Origin of the sequence: Micromonospora sp. NPDC047740 (assembly GCF_043204735.1) — a bacterium.
Lineage (GTDB): Bacteria > Actinomycetota > Actinomycetes > Mycobacteriales > Micromonosporaceae > Micromonospora.
On the sequence record NZ_JBIDCT010000003.1, the window covers coordinates 1 to 21,939 of the forward strand.

The following is a 21,939-nucleotide window of genomic DNA, read 5'->3' on the forward strand; positions in this document are numbered from 1 at the left end:
ACCTCCCAAGAAGCTGGCGACGTCAGCGGGCGACCGGACCACCATTTTCACGCCTGCGTGGCGTCCGGAACAGGTCGGAATGACTCTGATCAGCTGAGCGATCCTGAGTCGGATCGGGTTTCCGGGATCGTTTCCCATCGTGGTGGGGTCGCGTGGGCATTCAGGTGGAATCCTGCGCCCAGTGCGGCTCCTCGTGGCCGGTGGCCGGCGGTGGTGGGTGTGCTGATCGTGTTCACGCCCTGGTGCCGGTGGGCTGCGCGAGGCAGCCGGGTCCGGTCCGTTGGTGCGTGTCCCTCCGGACGCTTGCCCGCTCGACCATGGGGCCGAATGGGGGAGGGTGCCCTGCGTCGCCTGGGCGCGGGGCGTGAGGTGCGGGGCCGGGTGGGGCCGGTCTTCGACCGATCCCTCCGGCTGGCATTAGAGGTGCTGGGGGTGACGACGGCGCCGGCTTCGAGGGTGTCCACGACCGAGCGGACCAGCATCTCGCTGGTCTTGTCGGTGACGGTCTTGCCCTGATGGGTCAGGCCACGGGCGGCGATACGGCGCCAGGCGCCGTGGTCGCGGTCGCCTTGCCAGCCGCAACTGGTGTTGGGGCAGATGGCCCACTTCCAGCCGGCCACGGTCGGCTTGTCGGGGGCTTTTCGGTGCCGTAGCGGGCTCAGGCACTGTGGGCAGTGTTTGGACGTGTTTCGGGCGGGGACGGTGACTACGGCGACACCGTGCTCGGCGGCGAGGTGCCGCATGCGGTCGCTGATCTTTCCGCAGACCTGCTGGGACAGGCGCGTGTTCAGGGTGGCGCCCATGCCCCGTGCTTCCATCGACCGCAGGTCTTCCAGGTAGATGACGGTCGCCCGGGCGGAGATGGCCTGGTCGACGGCCCATCTGGCGGCGGCCCAGGCGAGCGCGTTGTTCAGGTTTTGGCGGCGCTGAGACACGAGGCGGATTTCGGAGCGCAGCACCTCGTGTTGCTCGGTCAGGTGCTCGTCGGGGCGGCCGCCGAGCAGCCGCGCGTAGTGGTCGGCCTTGGCGTGCAGCCGCTCGCTGTGGCGGCGCAGGCGGTGCTGCTCGGCCAGGACCCCGGCGGCCCGGAACTGAGCCCCAGCCCCCAGCGCGGTGATCCGGCCATCCTTATCCAGTCGCAGGGCTCCGGCGGACAACAGGGTGTTCACACCCCAGTCCACACCGAGCGCCACCGTGTGACCGGCGCGTCGGGCCTCCGGCACTGGGTGGCTGTATGCCAAATCGGCGTACACCGTGCCGCCTGCGATACGCAGGGTCGGCAAGTGCAACACCGCGCCCGGGGGAACCGTGGGCGGCAGGATGATCGGGCACTCGACCCATGTCCAGTCTCGATACGCTCGGGGATCTGGGCGGGTGGGCAACTGCAGGCGGAGCAAAACCCTGCCCCGGTTGGTCTCGCTGCGTTCGATGGTGGCCTGCTGCTTGTCACATGCGGCCAGCAGCAGCATCCGCGGGACCTTCGGGACGCCTTCGAGTTCGAAGACGTCAACCGGCAGCCGGCCATGCGCGGCACGGAACTTGACGACCTGTCGGGTTCGGCCTTCGATTAGACTCGATGGCAGATGCCTGCCGCCAGGGATCGACGCCCGAACGTGCTCCCACTCGGCGTGGGTGCGATGACGTGGTTCGGCCGGCCAGGTCGCCAGGACACCGGCGGTCACGTCGGCCCGCCATTTCACCGAGCGGAGAGCACGCCCCGCCTGTTCCTGCGCCATCCGCGCGATCCGGTCATTGACCTTCACACCCTCCGGGGCGGTGGCCCAGCCCAGGCGCCGCAGCGCCATCCACGCGTTCGATGGAAGCTTCCGGCCACCAGCGTCCACGCCGCAAGCGAGCACCTCCACGTCCGCGGTGTTCCAGTGCTCGCTGATCAGCGCACCCACCATGCCCGCCACCAGGTCGGCACACCAGCCGACCCGTTGCACAAGCACCCCCTGGGACAGGACCTCGCCGGTCTCCTCGTCCACACCCGCGCGCACCAGGCTGCGGGCGCACACGGTACGGGAGGCCTCGCCCTCGGCCAGCGGCAGCCTCCGGCTCACCGGTCGCTGGCCTGGCATTGCCCGGACTCGGCCAGCAGACGACGCCGGTTCTCCGCCGACCGCATCCCGTAAAGGCGCCCCGCGAACGTCGTGACCACCGAAACAAAGTCCTCCAGCAACTCCTCCCGTCCGCCGAGCTTCTTCGGATGGAGCACTTCCAGGGTGGCGCCGTGCACGGCCAGCAAGTGTTTGAGCCAGCCGACACCGAAGCGCGCAAGCCGGTCCTCATGCGTCACCCGCACCACGGTGACACTTCCGTCGGCGACGGCTCGCAGCAGCCGGTTCAGGCCAGGCCGGTCCTCCCGCAGGCCCGACGCCCGGTCACGGAACACCTTCACGACCTCGCCGGTGGACGTAGCCCGCAGCTCATACTCCTGCGCCTCCCACGAGGACTCCTGCCCACTGGAGTCAGAGACCCGCACGTACAAGCCCTCCAACCGAAGGCGTGCACCGCCGCCGGTGGAAACCTTCATCGCCTCGACATCGATCGAGGAGAACCGACGCTCACGGCCCACCCACGTCACCGGAATCTTCCCCGAATCAGCCCACAGACGAAGCGTCACCGGGTGAACACCAAGACGCTTTGCGGCCTTCGCAAGCCGAAGAAGTTCCACGCGATCATCCTATGATCAATGAGGATTCTTAATCAATTGGTCAGTTTGCTGGCCGCGCTGATCCCCGAGCCGCGGCTGGGCTGGGCGGTACGGGAGCACCCGGGCCGCCCAGCCCGACGTCGCTCGACAGCCGGCGAGGCGGCGTCAGCGGGACTGCAGGGCGTCCAGGCCGACCGCCATGGCGATGACGAGCCGCCGGTCGATCTGCGGGTGCTGGATGTCGACGACGTACCGGTCGCGCAGGCCCCACTTCTTGTCGACCGAGAACACCGGCTGGCCACCGGCGACGAAGTCGAAGTGGTACGGCAGCCAGGAGAGCGAGTCGACGAACCGGCGCAGCAGCGCCACCGGCATGCTGCGCTCCTGCCCGGTGATCGGCGGCAGGCCGGGCTGCTCCACGTGCCAGGTGGACCGCAGCAGCGACTGGGCGAAGTCCTTGCGGAACAGGCCGATCGGGGTGCCGGCGTGGTCCGTCACGTCGTACGTGGCGCCGAGGTCGAGCCGCTGGCGGGCCTTGAAGCCGAGCAGGGGGTGCTGCTTGGCGTCGTCGGTGTAGATGGTCACCTGCTCCTTGAACGCGAGCCGCTTCTGCTGCGCGAAAGCGAGCAGCTCGCCTTCCGAGCCGTCCGGGGCCATGGCGTGGACCTCGTACTGGTTGACCATCATCCGGATCCGCTGCCGGACGATGAACTGGTGCTGGGTCTGCAAGCGGTCGAGCTGCACGTGATCTCCTTCAATAAGCAACGCCGGAGTCTCGCACAGCTCGGCCCTCGGCGTCCGCCCTCGCCGGGAGCGGCTGCGCGAGATCGCCAGTGACCCGGTGATCGCCGGCGTCTCCACCCCTGGCGCCCGACCGGCTGTGGTCGACCGCCACGAGGAGGCCAGGGCCGACGGGTTACCGCTGACCAGCCGCCGACCGCTCGTCCTGCCGAGGAAGGCCCACCCCGACGCCGCCCCGGCTCCCACCGGCCGCCGTCTCGGGCACCGCCTCGGCACCCGACTCAGCCGCAACGGCAGGTGAGGCACCGGCCTCATCAGAGGATCCAGCGACCGCCGCCAGGTTGGCGAGCACCACGTCGAGGACCTTGACGGCGTCCGGCTTGGAGAGCGGGTTGTTGCCGTTGCCGCACTTCGGGGACTGGACGCAGGACGGGCACCCCGCCTCGCAGCCACACTCGGCGATCGCGTCCCGGGTGGCGCGCAGCCAGGCCGCCGCCGTCCCGTACGCGCGCTCGGCGAAGCCCGCGCCGCCCGGGTGGCCGTCGTAGACGAAGACGGTGGGGGCCTCGGTGTCCGGGTGGACGGCGGTGGACAGGCCGCCGATGTCCCAGCGGTCGCAGGTAGCCATGAGCGGCAGCAGACCGATCGCGGCGTGCTCGGCGGCGTGCAGCGCGCCCGGGACGTCGGCGGCCTCGATCCCCGCTGCCGCCAGGGACTCGGGGGACAGGGTGAACCAGACGGCGACGGTGCGCAGTTCCCGGGCCGGCAGGTCCAGCGGCCGGGTGTCGATCACCTCGCCGGTGGCGATCCGCCGCCGCTGGTACGACACCACCTGGCTGGTCACGTCGACCTCGCCGAGGAAGAGCCCGACCGGCCCGGCGTCCACGTACGACCGGACCGACACCACGGACAGCGAGGTGGCGTCCCGGGCGTGGGTGGACCAGTCCGGCTCCTCGGCGTGCACCAGCGCGCACCCGTCCGCCAGGTCGAGCGCGTCGACCACGTACGAGACGCCCTGGTGCAGGTAGACCGCCCCGGAATGGAGGAGGAAGTGTGCGGAGCTGCCGTCGACCGTGCCGAGCAGCCGTCCGGTGGACTCCTCCACCACGCAGACCGGTGCCCCGTTCTCGCCGCGCAGGTCCACCTCGGGCCGCTCCCGGTGCCGCCAGTACCAGCCGGTCGGCCGCTGCCGCAGCGCCCCAGCGGCCACCAGGTCCTCGATCGCCTCCTTCGCGCCCTCCCCGAAGAGTTCCAGGTCGGCCGGGGTGAGCGGGGCCTCGAAGGCGGCGCAGGCGAGCTGTGGGGCGAGCACGTACGGGTTGGCCGGGTCGAGCACGGTCGCCTCGACGGGCCGCCCGAACAGCGCCTCGGGGTGGTGCACCAGGTAGGTGTCGAGCGGGTCGTCCCGGGCCACCAGCACCGCGAGTGCCTCGTCGCCGGAGCGTCCGGCCCGGCCGGCCTGCTGCCAGAGTGACGCCCGGGTGCCCGGCCAGCCGCAGATCAGCACCGCGTCCAGGCCGACCAGGTCGACGCCGAGTTCGAGGGCGTTGGTGGAGGCGAGCCCGAGGAGGTCGCCGTGCAGCAGGGCGCGTTCCAGCTCGCGCCGTTCCTCGCGCAGGTAACCGGCTCGGTAGGCGGCCACCCGGTCGCCGAGCCCGGGCACCGCCTCGTCCAGGGCGCGTCGGGCGTTGGCGGCGACCACCTCGGCACCGCGTCGGGACCGGACGAAGGCGAGGGTGCGGACCCCCTCGACGATGCTGTCGGCGAGCAGGTCGGCGGTCTCCCGCAGCGCGGAGCGGCGGACCGGGGCGAGGTCGGCGACATCGGAGGACGTATCCGAGGGGAGAAGCGGCGGCTCCCACAGCGCGAAGGTCACCCCGCCGCGCGGCGAGGTGTCCTCGGTGACGGCCGCGACCGGCAGCCCGGTGAGCCGCCCGGCCGTCGTCGCCGGGTCGCCCGACGTCGCCGAGGCCAGCACGAACACGGGAGTGTTACCGAAGCGGGCGCACTGTCGGCGTAGCCGGCGCAGCACGTGCGCCACGTGCGAGCCGAACACGCCCCGGTAGGTGTGGCACTCGTCGACCACGACGTACGCGAGCCGGCGCAGGAACCCGGACCAGTTCGCGTGCCCGGGCAGGATGCCGTGGTGCAGCATGTCCGGGTTGGTCAGCACGAACCGGGAGTGCCGCCGGATCCATTCGCGTTCGGCGCGCGGGGTGTCCCCGTCGTAGCAGGCGGGGCGTACCCCCTCCAGTTCGAGGCCGGCGACGGCGCGTAACTGGTCGGCGGCGAGTGCCTTGGTCGGAGCCAGGTAGAGCACGGTGGCACGGGGGTCGGCGAGCAGCGTGCCCAGCGCCGGAAGCTGGTACGCCAGCGACTTGCCGGACGCCGTGCCGGTGGCCACCACCACGTGCGTCCCGGCGTACGCCAGCTCGGCGGCCTCGGCCTGATGCCGCCACGGGGCGGTGACGCCGCGCCGGGCGAACGCCGCCCGCAGCTCCTCGGGGGCCCATGCCGGCCACGGCGCCGGCTCCCCGGCCCGGGCCGGCACCCGCTCGACGTGGGTGACCGGGTCGGCGGAGTGCCGGGCGCGCAGCCGGTGCAGCAGCTCGGCGGGCGGTCGCCCGGGGCCGCTGCTCGCGGACACGGTGGCTGCGGACGACGGCTTCTGGTCGTGGCGCGGCGGCACACGCGCCGAGCTGAAGCTGTCGTAGGTCACGGCCTGCACCTTCCGAACACGATCGGGAAATGAAACGCGGGGGGCCTGGGTAAGGGGGTTGAGCCTCGGCCGGTGACCCACCGGGGCGTTCGGGCGGGGATGGTTAGATGCCGTGGAGAGCTTACCGAGGAGGGACCGATGGAGCTGTCGCTGGCGACCCGCGCCGTGGGGGAGCACACGGTGCTCGAGGTCGGCGGTGAGGTGGACGTCTACACGGCGCCTCGCCTGCGGGAACGGCTCCTCGAACTGATCGACGGCGGGGCCCGCCGGGTCGTGGTGGACCTGGGCCGGGTGGACTTCCTCGACTCGACCGGGCTCGGCGTGCTGGTCGGCGCCCTGAAGCGGCTCCGCTCGGCGGGCGGCTCCTTCGCCCTGGTCTGCGACAAGGAGCCGCTACTCAAGATCTTCCGGATCACCGCGCTGGACCAGGTCTTCCCGCTGCATCCCACGGTCGACGCGGCGATCAGCGCCGATCCGACCGGCGCCGGCGCATGATGGCGACCGTCAAGCTCTCCTTCTCGCCCGCCCCGGTGCACGTGCGCACCGCCCGCCTGGTCGGCGTCGCGGTGGCCCGCCGGGCCGGCGTACGGGAGGACCTGCTCGACGAGGTGCGCCTGGCGATCGGCGAGGCGTGCACCCGGGCGGTGGCCCTGCACCGGCAGTACGGCCTGGCCGATCCGGTGCTGGTGGAGATGTCCGACAACGGGGCGTATTCGGTCCGGGTGGTGGACCGGGCCCCGATCGAGGCGGGCATCGGTCTCGCCGCGCTGCCCCCGGACGAGCTGGCCAAGGAGTCGCTCAGCGAGGACGCACTGACCACCGGTGTCGGCTTCGCCCTGCTCGCCGGCTTCGTGGAGGACCTGCAGGTGCGCCCGGTCGAGGAGGGCGTCGGCACCGAGGTCCGGATGGTCTGGCCGGTCGGCCGCTCCTGACGTTCGCACCCCCGCAGGCCGCGTTCCCGCCCAGGGAACGCGGCCTCGTCGTGCTGGCCGCCCCATATATCAGATTTTTTCGCATAGCACAGCGACGAAGATCATCGCGAAAGGGTGCCCCCTCGGTGTGAGCCGCAACACGTCGGAGGGCTACAGTACCCGGGTTGTCAGCAAGTGATCCGTCCCGCAGCCAGCGGGAATGGGTGTTCATCGCTGGTCCGCCGGGGTGGGTTGGCGCGCGCTTGCGAGTCCGCATCCAGGCGTCGGTCCGTGCGTCTCCACGGATCGGCGCGAGTTGTTCGGTACAGGAGGACATAGATGTCCGGGACCTTGGCCGCCGACGGCGGCGCACTGTCCCTTACCGGAGCCAACGTGACGTACGTCGTCATCGCCGCGGTCATCGCGCTGGTGGCGCTCGTCTTCGCGGCCGCCCTGACCAGGGCGGTGCTGGCAGCCGGTACGGGAACCACCAACATGCAGGAGATCTCCGGGGCGGTGCAGGAGGGCGCGTCCGCGTACCTGCTGCGGCAGTTCCGCACCCTGGCGATCTTCGTGGTGATCGCCGTCGTGCTGCTGTTCCTGCTGCCGGTGCACGACACCGACGGCAACCAGACCCTGGTGAAGATCGGCCGGTCGGCGTTCTTCGTGGTGGGCGCCCTGTTCAGCGCGTTCATCGGCGGCGCCGGCATGTGGCTGGCCACCCGGGCCAACCTGCGGGTCGCCGCGGCCGCGCGGGAGCGCGAAGGCGGGCGCGAGAGCGCCATGAAGATCGCCTTCCGCACCGGCGGCGTGGTCGGCTTCCTCACCGTGGGCCTCGGCCTGTTCGGTGCGGCGCTGGTCGTCCTGCTCTACAAGGGCGACGCCCCGACCGTGCTGGAGGGCTTCGGCTTCGGCGCCGCGCTGCTCGCCATGTTCATGCGGGTCGGCGGCGGCATCTTCACCAAGGCCGCCGACGTCGGCGCCGACCTGGTCGGCAAGGTCGAGCAGGGCATCCCCGAGGACGACCCGCGCAACGCCGCGACCATCGCCGACAACGTGGGCGACAACGTGGGCGACTGCGCCGGGATGGCCGCCGACCTGTTCGAGTCGTACGCGGTCACCCTGGTCGCCGCGCTGATCCTGGGCCGGGCCGCGTTCGGCAACGAGGGCCTGGTCCTGCCGCTGATCATCTCGACCATCGGCGTGCTGGTGGCGATCGTCGGCGTCTTCATCACCCGGCTGCGCGCCTCCGACCGCAACGGGCTGACCGCGATCAACCGGGCCTTCTACCTGTCCGCCCTGGTCTCCGCGGTGCTGGTGGCGATCGCCGTGTTCGGCTACCTGAAGCCGACCTGGGCGGACCTGCTCGGCGACAACTGGCGGGCGGCGCTCAACGTCACCGACGGCGAGCCGCCGTTCGGCCCCCGCGGGCTGGCCATCGGCGCGGTGGTGATCGGCATCGTGCTGGCCGCCGCGATCCAGGCGCTCACCGGCTACTTCACCGAGACCAACCGGCGCCCGGTGCAGGACATCGGCAAGAGCTCGCAGACCGGTGCGGCCACCGTCATCCTCGCCGGCATCAGCGTCGGCCTGGAGTCGGCGGTCTACTCGGCGCTGCTGATCGGCGCCGGCGTGTTCGGCGCGTTCCTGCTCGGCGGCAGCTCCATCACGCTGTCGCTGTTCGCCGTCGCGCTGGCCGGCACCGGCCTGCTCACCACCGTCGGCGTGATTGTCGCCATGGACACCTTCGGGCCGATCTCCGACAACGCCCAGGGCGTGGCCGAGATGTCCGGCGACATCGACGAGCACGGCGCGCGGACGCTGACCGAGCTGGACGCGGTCGGCAACACCACCAAGGCGATCACCAAGGGCATCGCCATCGCCACCGCGGTCCTGGCCGCGACCGCGCTGTTCGGCTCGTACACCGACACGCTGAAGACCGCGTTCGGCGACGCGAAGGTGGAGAACGTCGAGAACGCCATCACCAACCTGCTGAACGTGGCCAACCCGCGCAACCTGGTCGGCCTGATCGTCGGCGCGGCGGTGGTCTTCCTCTTCTCCGGCCTGGCCATCAACGCGGTCTCCCGCTCGGCCGGCGCCGTGGTGATGGAGGTACGCCGGCAGTTCCGCGAGCTGCCCGGGATCATGGACCGCACCCAGCGCCCCGAGTACGGCAAGGTGGTCGACATCTGCACCCGGGACGCGCAGCGCGAGCTGATGACCCCCGGCCTGCTGGCGATCATGGCGCCGATCGCGGTCGGCTTCGGCCTCGGCCCCGGCGCGCTGGCGTCGTACCTGGCCGGTGCCATCGGGGCGGGCACGCTGATGGCGGTCTTCCTGGCCAACTCCGGCGGCGCCTGGGACAACGGCAAGAAGCTGGTGGAGGACGGCGCCTACGGCGGCAAGGGCTCCGAGTCGCACGCCGCCACCGTCATCGGCGACACCGTCGGCGACCCGTTCAAGGACACCGCCGGTCCGGCGATCAACCCGCTGATCAAGGTGATGAACCTGGTCTCGCTGCTGATCGCGCCGGCCGTGGTGGCCTGGAGCGTGGGCGAGGACAAGAACACCGGCCTGCGGATCACGATCGCCGTGGTGGCCGCGCTGGTCATCGTGGCGGCCGTGGTGTTCAGCAAGCGCAAGGGCGTCGCCATGGGCGACTCCGACCGCGACGGCGACGCCGCGGGCAGCCCGGAGGAGCGGGCGGAGCCGGTCCGCGCCTGAGCGGGTACGAACTGGTGCCGGTTCCCGGTCGGCCTCGCGCCGGCCGGGAACCGGTCCGTTCGGAGGTCCCGGGCCGGAAACCTGACCGGTGGCACTTCCACCGGGAGGCCGTACGCTGCTTCGCATGCGTACCCGCGGGGCGGCAACCGCCGGAAAGCTCACGGTGGTCCTGGCCACGCTCAGCCTCGCCGTCGCCGGGTGCGGCGGTCCCAGCCCCCGGGCCTGGGCCGCGTCGGTCTGCCAGGCGCTCACCCCGTGGCGCGCGGAGATCAACAAGCTGACCAGCAGCACCCAGCAGCAGATGACCGCGCAGACCACCCCGGCGCAGGCCAAGGAGAACCTGGTCCGCCTCTTCGCCGGGGCCGAGCAGGCCAGCGAGACCGCCCGACGCAAGGTCGAGCAGGCCGGCGTGCCGGAGACCGACCACGGCGAGGAGATCTCCGCCGGGTTCCGCGCCTCGCTGAGCAAGATGCGGGACGCGTACGGCCGGGCCCGGGGCACCATCGACGGGCTGGACACCGCGCAGGCCGGGCCCTTCTACGACGGGGTGCGGGCCGCGGTGGACACGCTCAACAAGGAGTACGACGCGAGCGCGCTGGACACCAGCAAGCTCAACTCGTCCGAGCTCAAAGAGGCCTTCGACGAGGTCCCGGAGTGTCGCTGACGCACCCTCCCCCCGACCCGGTCCGCCAGCCCTCGCTGTTCTCCACCGAGGCGGCGGACCCGGCCCTGGCGGACCTGGCCGGTCTGCTCGCCGGACCGGGAGAGGTGGTGCGGATGGGCGGTACCGCCCGGGTCTCGGTGGTGGTGGACGCCGCCTGGCGGGTGCACGCGCTGGTGGCCGAGCTGGCGGCGCGGCGCGTGCCGGCGAGCTGGGAGCCGACCGAGGACGGGCGGCACCTGGTGCGCACCGCGTACGCGACCACGCTGGCCCCGCTCGCCACGGTCTGGCTGCGCGGCACGACGAAGCAGGTCCCGGCCGGCTTCCACCTCAACGGGCGCCGGCTGCGGCTCTGGCTCGCCGCCGCCGGGGCGGTCGACCCGGCCGGCTGCCAGCTCGGCCTGGGCCCGGCCGACGAGGAGTGCTGGCCCCGGGTACGCGCCGCGCTGGCCGCGGTGGGGCTGCCGGCGGCGTTCGTGGAGCCGGCCGACGGCGGACCCGCGTACCGGATCGCCGGCCGGCGGCGGATGGCCCGGCTGGCCGAGCTGGTGGGTGACCGCCCACCGGCGGCGCCGGCGGCCGGATGGCCGGCCGCCGGCTGAACCGGTGGCGCGCAACCCCGCCGGCTGTCCGATCCCGGACACCTCCGCGCGGTCGTTCGCACAGGAAAACGGAGGGTGCCTCCTCCGCCGTGGGTGCGTGATCGTCACAGTGACCCACTCGACGCCCTACCCACGGTGTACGGTGGCGCCGTTCGGCGGGTGCCGCCGCGCGAACCGGCCGGTGGGTCGCCCGAACTGAGTGTTTGCGGCCCACGAAACCCGGACCGCGGACGGCGCGTTACGTTGGACATCCGGACCACCGGTCGTCCGGGCGTGCAATGCGGCCCGAAACGGGCATAGAGCAGGAGTGAGGTCGGAGAGAGACGTGCCGAGCAACGCTGGAACCACCCGTCTGGTCATCGTCGAGTCACCGGCGAAGGCCAAGACGATCTCGGGCTACCTCGGCCCGGGGTACGTCGTGGAGGCCAGCTTCGGCCACGTCCGGGACCTGCCCCGCAACGCCGCCGACGTGCCGGCCAAGTACAAGGGCGAAGCGTGGGCGCGGCTCGGCGTGGACGTCGACAACGGCTTCCACGCGCTCTACGTGGTCTCGCCGGACCGCAAGCAGCAGATCAGCAAGCTGACCAAGCTGGCCAAGGAGGTCGACGAGATCTTCCTGGCGACGGACGAGGACCGCGAGGGCGAGGCGATCGCCTGGCACCTGGTGGAGACGCTCAAGCCCAAGGTGCCGGTCAAGCGGATGGTCTTCCACGAGATCACCAAGCCGGCCATCCAGGCCGCGGTGGCCAACCCTCGGGAGATCGACCGCGACCTGGTCGACGCGCAGGAGGCCCGGCGCATCCTGGACCGGCTGTACGGCTACGAGGTCTCCCCGGTGCTGTGGAAGAAGGTCATGCCGAAGCTCTCGGCGGGCCGGGTGCAGTCCGTGGCGACCCGGATCGTGGTCGAGCGGGAGCGGCAGCGGATGGCCTTCCGCACCGCGGAATACTGGGACATCCTGGCCACCCTCGCGGTGGCGAACCCCGGCGAGGGGCCACGGGCGTTCAACGCCACCCTGATCGCGCTGAACGGCGACCGGATCGCCACCGGCAAGGACTTCGAGCCGACCACCGGCCGGGTCCGGGCCGGCGCGGGCGTGGTGCACCTCGACGAGGGCGGGGCCAGGGGACTGGCGGCCCGCCTGGAGGGGCGGCCGTTCACCGTCACCCGGGTCGAGGAGAAGCCCTATCGGCGCCGCCCATACGCGCCGTTCATCACCTCCACGCTGCAGCAGGAGGCGGCCCGCAAGCTGCGGTTCTCGTCCCAGCAGACGATGCGCACCGCGCAGCGGCTGTACGAGAACGGCTACATCACCTATATGCGTACCGACTCGGTGAACCTGTCGGAGACCGCCGTCGCGGCGGCCCGCCGGCAGATCGTCGAGCTGTACGGCGAGCGCAGCGTGCCGCCGGAGCCGCGCCGCTACACCGGCAAGGTGAAGAACGCGCAGGAGGCGCACGAGGCGATCCGCCCCGCGGGGGACAACTTCCGCACCCCGGGCGAGGTGGCCAAGGAGCTGTCCGCCGAGGAGTTCAAGCTCTACGAGCTGATCTGGCGGCGCACCATCGCCTCGCAGATGACCGACGCGGTCGGCTCCAGCGTCTCGGTGCGGATCCGCGCGGTCTCCGCCGCACAGGAGGAGGCCGACTTCGGGGCGACCGGCAAGACCATCACCGACCCCGGTTTCCTGCGCGCCTACGTGGAGTCGAGCGACGACGAGAACGCCGAGGCCGAGGACGCCGAGCGGCGGCTGCCCACCCTGGTCAAGGACCAGCCGCTGACCGCCGAGGAGCTGGCCGCGCAGGGCCACCACACCCAGCCGCCCGCCCGCTACACGGAGGCGTCGCTGGTCAAGGCGCTGGAGGAGCTGGGCATCGGCCGCCCGTCGACGTACGCGTCGATCATGCAGACCATCCAGGACCGCGGGTACGTCGTCAAGCGCGGCCAGGCGATGATCCCGTCGTTCCTGGCGTTCGCGGTGATCGGGCTGATGGAGCGGCACTACCCGCGCCTGATCGACTACGACTTCACCGCCAGCATGGAGAACGAGCTGGACGAGATCGCCGGCGGCGACCACGCCGCGGTCGACTTTCTCACCGCGTTCTACTTCGGCAGCGCCAACGGCGCCGGCGACCGGGACATCGCCCACGCCGGTGGCCTCAAGAAGCTGGTGACGGAGAACCTCAGCGAGATCGACGCGCGCAGCGTCAACTCGATCCCGCTCTTCACCGACGAGGAGGGGCGCGAGGTCGTCGTCCGGGTCGGCCGGTACGGGCCGTACCTCCAGCGGGCCCTGCCGGGCGAGCAGCCCGCACCCACCGGTGAGGGCGAGGAGGGCGGCGCCCAGGGCGACCGGGCGCCGATCCCCGAGGGGCTGGCGCCGGACGAGCTGACCCCGGAGAAGGTGCACGAGCTGTTCCTCGGCGGCGCGGGCGAGCGAAAGCTCGGCGACGACCCGGCCACCGGCGAGCCGATCGTGCTGAAGTCCGGCCGGTTCGGCCCGTACGTGGCCAGCGGCGAGCGGAAGTCCTCGCTGCTGCGGTCGCAGTCGCCGGAGACGCTCACCTTCGACGAGGCGCTGAAGCTGCTCAGCCTGCCCCGGCTCGTGGGGGTGGCCCCGGACGGGGTCGAGGTGTTCGCCAACAACGGCCGCTACGGCCCGTACGTCAAGCGTGGTGACGAGTTCCGCTCGCTGGACTCGGAAGAGAAGATGTTCACCGTCACGCTGGACGAGGCGCTCGCGCTGCTGGCCGCCCCGAAGACCCGCCAGCGCCGGGCCGCCGCGCCGCCGCTGCGGGAGATGGGCGCCGACCCGCTCACCGAGAAGCCGCTGGTGATCAAGGATGGGCGGTTCGGGCCGTACGTCACCGACGGGGAGACCAACGCGTCGCTGCGGCGCGGGCAGACCCCGGAGGCGCTGACCCTGGAGGAAGCCTCCGAGATGCTCGCCGAGAAGCGGGCGAAGGGTCCGGCGCCGAAGAAGGCGGCGGCGAAGAAGGCGGCCCCGGCCAAGAAGGCGGCGGCGAAGAAGACCGCCGCCGCCAAGTCCACCGCCGCGAAGAAGACGACGACCGCCAAGGCCACCGCGGCCAAGAAGGCCCCGGCGAAGAAGGCCGCCCCCCGGAAAGCATCCACCTCCACGGAGTGACCTGTCGCCGCCGGCTACGGACCTGATCTCGGGAACGATTCACGCGGCGGGTGATCCGCCGATGTCATCAGGTCCGTAGCGGGTTCAGTCGCCGAGGATCTGGTTCAGGTAGGGGTTGGCGAAGCGGCGGTCGGGGTCGAGGCGGTCGCGGACGGCCAGGAAGTCGGCGAACCGCGGGTACGCGGGCGCGAGCGACGCCGCGTCCCGGTAGTGCAGCTTGCCCCAGTGCGGCCGTCCGCCCAGTTCCGTGGCCACCTCCTCGAAGGCCCGGAAGTAGGGCTCGAAGGGCATGCCCACGTACTGGTGGATGGCGAGGTACGCCGAGTCCCGTCCGTATCCGTGGGAGAGCCAGATGTCGTCGGCGGCGGTGAACCGCACCTCGACCGGGAAGAGCACCTTGAACGGCAGGTTGTCCACGATGCGCCGCAGCGCGTCCAGCGCGGCCGGCAGGACGGCGCGGGGCAGGGCATACTCCATCTCCACGAAGCGGACCCGGCGTGGCGTGCAGAAGACCCGGTCGGAGCGACCGGTGTAGGTGCGTTCGGTGAGCGCCCGAGCGGAGACGGCGCTGATCCCGGGGGCCAGCGCCGGCACGGCGCGGCCCAGCCGGCAGGCCCCGGCGAACACGGTGTTGGCCAGGAACTCGTCGTCCAGCCAGCCTCGCCAGCGGGGCAGCGGCCGGTCGTCGGCGGGCACCCGGTCGTTGGTCTTGACCTGCACCCGGGCGGTGTACGGGAACCAGTAGAACTCGACGTGGTCCTGCTGTTCGACGAGCCCGGGCAGGTCGGCGAGCACTGCGGACAGCGCCGCCGGCCGTTCGTGCGCGCGGAGCACGAAGGCGTCGACGCAGCGCAGGGTGACCTCGACCAGCACGCCGACCGCGCCGAGCCCGACGCGGGCGGCGGCGAAGACGTCGCGGTGCTCGTCGGCGGAGCAGCGCAGCACCTCCCCGGTGCCGGTGACCAGGGTCAGCCCGGTGACGAAGGTGGACAGGCAGCCGAGTTTCGCGCCGGTGCCGTGGGTGCCGGTGGCGAGCGCCCCGGCCACGGTCTGCGCGTCGATGTCGCCGAGATTGGGCAGCGCCAGTCCGTGGGTGGCGAGTAGGTCGTTGAGCGTGTGCAGAGTCATCCCGGCCGGTACGGTGACCAGTCGGCGGGTGGTGTCGACGGTGACGCCGGTGTCCAGTTCGGTCAGTTCGAGCCGGTGCCCGTCGGTGAAGGCCGTCCCGGTGAACGAGTGCCCGCTGCCCACCGCCCGGATCGTCCGGCCGGCGTCGGCGGCGGCGCGGATCGCCGCGGCGACCTCGTCGACGGTCCGGGGGCGCGCCACCAGGGTGGCGGTGCTGCGCTGGTTGCCGGCCCAGTTGGACCAGGCGGGTGGTGGCGTACCGGCCATGGACGCTCCTCGACATGAATATGAACTGACTTCATATCAGGAACGTTGTGCCTGGTAAATACCGCAAACGCGACACGCTCGTTGTACCGGTAGTCACGGTCTCGTGACTTGTAGATATGTTCTTCCGTCGAAGGGGGGTGGCGCCGAGTGTCCACACCAGCCGCCACGACCGGGCCGCTGCGCCGGGTGCCGGTGCAGGGTCGAAGTGTCGCGCGGGTCCAGCGGATGCTGGACGCCTGTGCCGAGCTCGTCGACGAGGTGGGGTACGAGGGGTTGACCACGACTCTCCTCGCCGAGCGCGCCGAGGTGGCGATCGGGTCGGTCTACCAGTTCTTTCCGGACAAGCGGGCGATCGTGCAGGCGTTGACCCTGCGCACGATGGAGTCCTATCTCCAGCGGCTCGACGAGCGGTTCGCCTCCGACGACCTGACCCACTGGTGGGACGGCGTCGACGCGGCGATCGACGAGTACATCACGATGCACCGCACCATCCCGGGGTTCCGTACCCTGCACTTCGGCGACGTGGTCGACCTGCACCTGCTCGATGAGCAGCGGGACAACAACGGGGTGATCGCCGATCAGCTCGCCCGCGTGCTCGCCGAGCGTTACGGTCTGGCCGACGTGCCCGACCTCCGGTTCCATCTGGAGATCGCGGTCGAGGCCGCGGACGCCCTGATCAAGCTGGCGTTCCGGCGCAAGCCGGAGGGCGACGAGCGGGTGCTTTCCGAGGCGAAGGCGCTTATCCGGGAGTACCTGCACCGGCAGGTCGACGCCCGGACCGAGGCCGCTCAGCAGAGCTGAGCGGACGCCGCCGGCCGGCGGCACAACGGGAAACACGCCCGGGGTGCGACCGGGTGGCAGGACGGGAAAGACGTCCGGGGTGCGACCGGGCGGCAGCACGCGAAAGACGCCTGGGGTGCGACCGGGCGGCACGAGGTACGGCGGGCGCCCGAGGTGCGCCGGGGCCCGCCGTCACCCGATCGAGGAGCCCAGGTCCTGCTTCACCAGGCCACGTTCCGTGACTAGAGGAACGCCCGGCCTTCGCCCCGGTAGGTGGGCACAGTGGCGACCACGCTGTCGCCGTCGACGAGATGCAGTTCGTTGACGTGCTCGCACAGCTCGCCGGCCTTGGCATGGCGGAACCAGACCCGGTCACCGACCCGCAGGGCCGTCGCGGCCGTGCCCGCCACCGGAGTCTGCACCTCACCCGCGCCTTCGGCGCCGAGCAGCCGTAGCCCGGCCGGCAACCACGGCCGGGGGAGCCGGCTGTCGGCGGCCGGGCCCGAGGCGATCCAGCCGCCACCGAGCACGGTGGCCACCCCGGGCGCCGGCCGGCGGACCACCGCGCAGGCGAAGAATGCCGCCGGGGTGGGGCGCCAGGCCCGGTACGCGTCGAAAAGCGTCGGCCCGTACAGGCCGGATCCCGCGGTGACCTCGGTGACCGCGGGGTCGGCGCTGGTGGCGGCCACGCTGCCGGTGCCGCCGCCGTTGACGAACTCGAGGTCGGCGTGCTCGCGTACCGCGGCGACCGCCGCCGCCCGGCGGGCCAGCAGTTCCCGGTACGACCCGCGCTGGGCGACCCGGATCGCGGTACCCAGCACCGCCTGCCCGGGCGGGGCGTCGCCGAGGCCGGCGATCTGCGCCTCGTACGACATCAGGCCGACCAGCCGGAAGCCGGGCCGGCCGGCGACGGCGCGGGCGAGCGCGCCGGCTGCCCGGGCGCTGTGCACCGGGGACCGCCGGACGCCGACGTGCACCCGCCCGCGGAGCGGTCGCCACGAGGCGTCCAGGTCGAGGCAGACCCGCACCGGTGGCCGGCGGCCGGGCGGGCACACCTCGTCGACCAGGTCGAGCTGACCGGCGTCGTCGACCATCAGCGTCACCGCGTCGGCGAGCGCCGGGTCGGCGGCCAACCCGGCGAGCGCGCCCCGGTCGGCGGTCGGGTACGCCACCAGCACCTCGTCGCTGACCCCGGCGCGGGCCAGCCAGAGCGCCTCGGGCAGGGTGAACGCCATCACGCCGCGCCAGCCGGGGCGCCCCAGCACCCGGCTGAGCAGTTCCCGGGCGCGGACCGACTTGCTGGCCACCCGGACCGGCTTGCCGGCTGCCCGGCGGGCGAGCGCGTCGGCGTTCGCGTCGAAGGCGGCAAGGTCGACGACCGCGTACGGCGGGTCGAGGTGGGCGGTCGCCCGGTCGAGGCGATCGCGAAGTCTGTCACTGTCGGTGGCCACGGCTGCACGCTAACTGTCTGGGAGTCAATGCGAAATACCCTCGCGTATGTCCGGGCTGCGGGCGGTGGCCCCGGCGGCCTAGGCTCGGCGAGCAGGCGAATGTCGCGGAGGGGGCGCTTCTCGCCGCGACTAGAGTGTTGCACCGGGGATGCCCAACTCTGGGCCGGCACGTGGAGGTACGGCCATCAAAAGCCAGAAGAACGGCGAGTCGCCCGGCGTGTCGTCGCCCGCGCAGGCTGACCTGTCCGCAGCGGCCGCCATCCGCTCGGTGCTGCGCATCCGGCCGTTCCGCCGGCTCTGGATCGTGCTCGGCGTCGCCTCCTTCGGCGACTGGCTCGGCCTGCTCGCCACCTCGGTCTTCGCCGCCGCTCAGGTCTCCGGCGACACCGCCAAGGGCGCGGCGTTCGGCACGCTGATCGCGATCCGGCTGCTGCCCGCCCTGCTGCTCGGCCCGGTGGCCGGCGTCTTCGCCGACCGGTTCGACCGGCGTTGGACCATGGTCATCTGCGACGTCCTGCGTTTCGTGCTCTTCGCCTCGATCCCGCTCTACGCGCTGACCGGCGCCAGCGGCGCCCTGGTGGTCACCTGGGCGGCGATCGCCACCTTCCTGATCGAGACGATCACCCTGATGTGGATCCCGGCCAAGGAGGCCGCGGTCCCCAACCTGATCCCGCGCGCCCGGCTGGAGACCGCCAACCAGCTCACCCTGATCACCACGTACGGCATCACCCCGATCGGCGCCGCCATCGTCGCCGCGGTGCTCGACCGCAGCGTGCGCGGGCTGGTCGGGGGCGGGCTGCCGAACTGGGCCGAGCCGGCGCAGCTCGCGCTCTGGGTCAACTCGTTCTCCCGGCTCGCCACCGCGCTGGTCGTCGCCTTCGGGATCAGAGAGATCAGCCGGACCCGCACCGGCGAGCGCGAGCCCACCGAGCAGAGCATGGCGCGGCAGTTCGCCGAGGGCTGGACGTTCATCCGGCAGACCCCGCTGGTCCGTGGCCTGGTGCTCGGCATCTTCGGCGCGTTCGCCGGCGGCGGCATCGTGGTCGGCACGGCCAAGTTCTTCGCCGCCTCGCTGGGCGCCGGTGACGCCGCGTTCTACCTGCTCTTCGGCGCGATCTTCATCGGTCTGGCGATCGGCATCGGGGCCGGCCCGATGATCGTCCGGGACATGTCCCGGCGCCGCTGGTTCGGCATGAGCATCGTGCTGGCCAGCGCGTCCGTGCTGGTGCTCGCCTTCGCCATTCACCTGTCCATGGCGATCCTCGGCGCGATCCTGGTCGGTGCGGGCGCCGGCATGGCCTTCCTGGCCGGCACCACCCTGCTCGGCGGCGAGGTCGCCGACGAGCTGCGCGGCCGGGTCTTCGCAGTGGTGCAGATCGGCACCCGGCTGGTGCTGATCCTGGCCATCGCGCTGAGCAGCCTCCTGGTCGGCGTCGGCGGCTCGCGTCAGCTGACCATCGCCGACCTGGGCATCTCGGTCTCCTCGACCCGCCTGCTGCTGCTCGTCGCGGGTGCCGCCGGCATCTTCGCCGGGATCAGCGCGTTCGGCCAGATGGACGACAAGAAGGGCGTACCGGTCCTGGCCGACCTGTGGGGCTCGATCCGGGGCCGCCCGCTGATGCCCGCCGAGCCCTTCGTCTCCAGCGGTCTCTTCGTGGTCTTCGAGGGTGGCGAGGGCGCCGGCAAGTCCACCCAGCTCGCCGCGCTCGCCGAACGGCTGCGCGGCCAGGGGCGGGACGTCGTGGTCACCCGGGAGCCGGGGGCGACCGCCGTCGGCGAGCGGATCCGCTCGCTGGTGCTGGAGACCGCCGGCGCCGAGGCCCCGTCGCCGCGCGCCGAGGCGCTGCTCTACGCCGCCGACCGCGCACACCACGTCGCCACGGTGGTCCGGCCGGCGCTGGCCAGGGGCGCCGTGGTGATCAGCGACCGGTACGTCGACTCGTCCCTCGCCTACCAGGGCGCCGGTCGTACGCTGCCGGCGCAGGAGGTCTCCTGGCTCTCCTCGTGGGCCACCGGCGGGCTCAAGCCCGACCTGGTGGTGCTGCTCGACGTCGAACCGCACACCGGCCTGTCCCGGGTCGGTTCCCGTAACCAGGGCGCCGACCGGCTGGAGGCCGAGTCGATCGCGTTCCACGAGCGGGTCCGGTACGCGTTCCTCGACCTGGCCGCCGCCGACCCCAAGCGTTACCTGGTGCTCGACGCCGCCCGGCCGGTCGAGGAGATCGCCGAGGCGGTCGCCCGGCGGGTGGAGGAGATCCTGGGCGACCCGGCTCGCATCGTGCACCCCCGCCCGGCACAGGGCCCGGACACCACGGTCCAGCCCGAGTTATCCGACGCGGAGCTGGTGACCATGAAGCGCCCCACCTGATGGCGGACGTCTTCGCCGACCTGGTCGGGCAGGACGAGGCCGTGGCGACGCTGCGCCACGCCGCCGCCTCGGCCGCCGCCCTGCTGCGGGCCGCCGCCGTGCCGGCGGCCCGCCCGGCCGGGCCGGCGACCGGTGCCGGGCCGGGCGACTCCTACGACGAACTCGACGCGCTCGCCGAGGAATTCGAGCCGGCCCCCGGCGCCGGTCCGCCGGGCGGACCGGGCGAGGCGGCCAGCGGCGACCCCGGCGCGGGGATGACCCACGCCTGGATCTTCACCGGCCCACCCGGCTCGGGCCGGTCGGTGGCCGCGCGCGCCTTCGCGGCCGCGCTGCAGTGCGTGCACGGCACCGGCTGCGGCGAGTGTCCCGGCTGCCACACCACGCTGGCCGGCACCCATGCCGACGTCCGACTGGTGGTGCCCGAGGGGCTGTCCATCGGCGTCGGCGAGATGCGCGCCCTGGTGCTCCGGGCGGCCAGCACGCCGTCCGGCGGGCGGTGGCAGATCGTCATCATCGAGGATGCCGACCGGCTCACCGAGGCGGCCGGCAACGCGCTGCTCAAGGCGGTCGAGGAGCCACCGCCACGGACCGTGTTCCTGCTCTGCGCCCCGTCCACCCACCCGGACGACATCTCCGTGACCATCCGGTCCCGGTGCCGGGTCGTACCGCTGCGCCAGCCGCCGGCCGGCGCGGTGGCCGAGGTCCTCGTACGCCGGGACGGCATCGCGCCCGACGTGGCCGAGTGGGCGGCGGCGGCCGCGCAGGGGCACGTGGGCCGGGCCCGACGGCTGGCCCGCGACCCGGAGGCCCGGCAGCGCCGCGACGCGGTGCTCGCCGTGCCGCGCCGGCTGACCGGGGTGGGTGCGGCGTTCGACGCCGCGTCCGCGCTGATCGAGGCGGCCGAGGCGGAGGCCGCGGCGGCGGTCGCCGAGATCGACGAGGCGGAACGGGCCGCGCTGCAGACCGCGCTCGGCGCGGGCGGCACCGGCCGGGGCGCGGCGGGGGCCATGCGGGGTGCCGCCGGCCAGCTCAAGGACCTGGAGAAGCGGCAGAAGTCGCGGGCCACCCGGGCCCAGCGCGACGCGCTCGACCGGGCTCTGGTGGACCTGGCCGGCTTCTATCGCGACGCGCTCGCCGTGGCGCTGCGGGCACCGGTCGCCCCGGTGCACACCGACACCGCCGCGCTGGCCGAGGCCGGCGCGCAGAAGTGGGACGCCGAGGGAGCGCTGCGTCGGCTGGAGGCCGTGCTGGAGTGCCGGGCGGCGATCGAGGCGAACGTCAAGCCGCGGATCGCGGTGGAGGCGATGATGCTCGCCCTCTGGAAGGGCTAGGCGAGGTTTCCGGCGCTGTCCACAGGGCATCGACAGGCGCGATTGACGTGCGGTACGGTCCGGTGTGCCGCGGTGACGGTGGCGGCACGCTCAGTGAGGGGCCAGCCGGGAGGAGTCCACCGATGCCACGGGGCGAGATCGACGAGGCCTGGATCGAGGAAGCGGTCCGGCGCTACCGGCGCATCGAGACCCTCCAGGCCGAGTTCGACCAGGCGGTGTCGACGGTCGAGGTCACCGTCCGCTCGCCCGACGGGCTGGTCGAGGTGGTGGTGACCGCCGGTGGGCGGATCACCGGCGTGCGCTTCCTCGGCCCGCTGCACCAGCGCAACCCCCGGGACGTCGCCGGTTCGGTGCAGGCCGCGGTCACCGCCGCCGCCGACGCCGCGCAGTGGGCCCGGGAGAAGCTGCACAACAAGACGTTCGCGGCGTACCGGCCGCTGGCGGGAGCCTGA

At 72.5% G+C, this 21,939-nt stretch carries 16 protein-coding genes; 10 read left to right on the forward strand and 6 right to left on the reverse strand.

The genetic code is table 11. The features are described from left to right. Positions 1-89 precede the first annotated feature (89 nt). The 4 genes from ACGF4F_RS06955 to ACGF4F_RS06970 all read right to left on the reverse strand — a co-directional run bounded on the left by ACGF4F_RS06955 (position 90) and on the right by ACGF4F_RS06970 (position 6,125). Entirely contained in the window at positions 90-2,063 is a 1,974-nt protein-coding gene (locus ACGF4F_RS06955; protein WP_393075642.1) for a zinc ribbon domain-containing protein, read from the reverse strand. Continuing rightward, the gene (locus tag ACGF4F_RS06960) at positions 2,060-2,677 is read right to left on the reverse strand and encodes an IS607 family transposase (RefSeq protein WP_357442132.1); all 618 of its coding nucleotides are present in this window, start codon (positions 2,675-2,677) and stop codon (positions 2,060-2,062) included. The genes ACGF4F_RS06955 and ACGF4F_RS06960 overlap by 4 nt, the downstream gene beginning before the upstream one ends. Positions 2,678-2,821: 144 nt before the next feature. Further along, on the reverse strand, positions 2,822-3,400 hold the full coding sequence (locus tag ACGF4F_RS06965) for a hypothetical protein (protein WP_357442133.1): 579 nt from the start codon (positions 3,398-3,400) through the stop codon (positions 2,822-2,824). A gap of 172 nt (positions 3,401-3,572) precedes the next feature. Then, complete coding sequence (locus ACGF4F_RS06970; RefSeq protein WP_393075646.1) at positions 3,573-6,125, reverse strand: DEAD/DEAH box helicase; 2,553 nt, start codon at positions 6,123-6,125, stop codon at positions 3,573-3,575. 129 nt (positions 6,126-6,254) lie between these two features. Here ACGF4F_RS06970 and ACGF4F_RS06975 point away from each other — a divergent pair, with 129 nt between their 5' ends. From ACGF4F_RS06975 to topA, 6 genes are all read left to right on the forward strand, one after another. Then, positions 6,255-6,611: an STAS domain-containing protein gene (locus ACGF4F_RS06975; protein ID WP_046565834.1), complete on the forward strand. Its 357-nt coding sequence runs from the start codon at positions 6,255-6,257 to the stop codon at positions 6,609-6,611. After that, a complete protein-coding gene (locus ACGF4F_RS06980; protein ID WP_198940586.1) occupies positions 6,608-7,048 on the forward strand; it encodes an ATP-binding protein in 441 nt (146 codons plus the stop codon). The genes ACGF4F_RS06975 and ACGF4F_RS06980 overlap by 4 nt, the downstream gene beginning before the upstream one ends. Before the next feature lie 318 nt (positions 7,049-7,366). Beyond that, positions 7,367-9,751 (forward strand): sodium-translocating pyrophosphatase, encoded by a 2,385-nt coding sequence (locus tag ACGF4F_RS06985; RefSeq protein ID WP_357442134.1) that lies wholly within the window; start codon positions 7,367-7,369, stop codon positions 9,749-9,751. A 124-nt stretch (positions 9,752-9,875) separates the two neighbouring features. Then, positions 9,876-10,415 carry a hypothetical protein gene (locus ACGF4F_RS06990; RefSeq protein ID WP_357442135.1) on the forward strand — a complete coding sequence of 180 codons (540 nt, stop codon included), beginning with the start codon at positions 9,876-9,878 and terminating at the stop codon, positions 10,413-10,415. After that, a complete protein-coding gene (locus tag ACGF4F_RS06995) occupies positions 10,406-11,014 on the forward strand; it encodes a hypothetical protein (protein ID WP_357442136.1) in 609 nt (202 codons plus the stop codon). Before ACGF4F_RS06990 ends, ACGF4F_RS06995 begins: the two co-directional genes overlap by 10 nt. A 325-nt stretch (positions 11,015-11,339) precedes the next feature. Beyond that, positions 11,340-14,162: a type I DNA topoisomerase gene (gene topA, locus ACGF4F_RS07000; protein ID WP_357442137.1), complete on the forward strand. Its 2,823-nt coding sequence runs from the start codon at positions 11,340-11,342 to the stop codon at positions 14,160-14,162. Positions 14,163-14,246: 84 nt separating this feature from the next. Here the strand turns inward: topA and ACGF4F_RS07005 are convergent, their stop codons facing one another. Continuing rightward, the gene (locus ACGF4F_RS07005; protein WP_357442138.1) at positions 14,247-15,557 is read right to left on the reverse strand and encodes a D-arabinono-1,4-lactone oxidase; all 1,311 of its coding nucleotides are present in this window, start codon (positions 15,555-15,557) and stop codon (positions 14,247-14,249) included. Between the two features lie 225 nt (positions 15,558-15,782). Here ACGF4F_RS07005 and ACGF4F_RS07010 point away from each other — a divergent pair, with 225 nt between their 5' ends. Further along, on the forward strand, positions 15,783-16,358 hold the full coding sequence (locus tag ACGF4F_RS07010) for a TetR family transcriptional regulator (protein WP_357442304.1): 576 nt from the start codon (positions 15,783-15,785) through the stop codon (positions 16,356-16,358). A 221-nt stretch (positions 16,359-16,579) separates the two neighbouring features. On the opposite strand, the gene ACGF4F_RS07015 is transcribed toward ACGF4F_RS07010, so the two are convergent. After that, entirely contained in the window at positions 16,580-17,788 is a 1,209-nt protein-coding gene (locus ACGF4F_RS07015; RefSeq protein WP_357442139.1) for an amino acid deaminase/aldolase, read from the reverse strand. A gap of 304 nt (positions 17,789-18,092) precedes the next feature. On the opposite strand from ACGF4F_RS07015, the gene tmk reads away from it, so the two are divergent. The 3 genes from tmk to ACGF4F_RS07030 all read left to right on the forward strand — a co-directional run bounded on the left by tmk (position 18,093) and on the right by ACGF4F_RS07030 (position 21,939). Next, complete coding sequence (gene tmk, locus ACGF4F_RS07020; RefSeq protein ID WP_393076072.1) at positions 18,093-20,156, forward strand: dTMP kinase; 2,064 nt, start codon at positions 18,093-18,095, stop codon at positions 20,154-20,156. After that, positions 20,156-21,487: a DNA polymerase III subunit delta' gene (locus ACGF4F_RS07025; protein ID WP_357442141.1), complete on the forward strand. Its 1,332-nt coding sequence runs from the start codon at positions 20,156-20,158 to the stop codon at positions 21,485-21,487. The genes tmk and ACGF4F_RS07025 overlap by 1 nt, the downstream gene beginning before the upstream one ends. Positions 21,488-21,609: 122 nt before the next feature. Then, positions 21,610-21,939 carry a YbaB/EbfC family nucleoid-associated protein gene (locus ACGF4F_RS07030; protein WP_393075654.1) on the forward strand — a complete coding sequence of 110 codons (330 nt, stop codon included), beginning with the start codon at positions 21,610-21,612 and terminating at the stop codon, positions 21,937-21,939.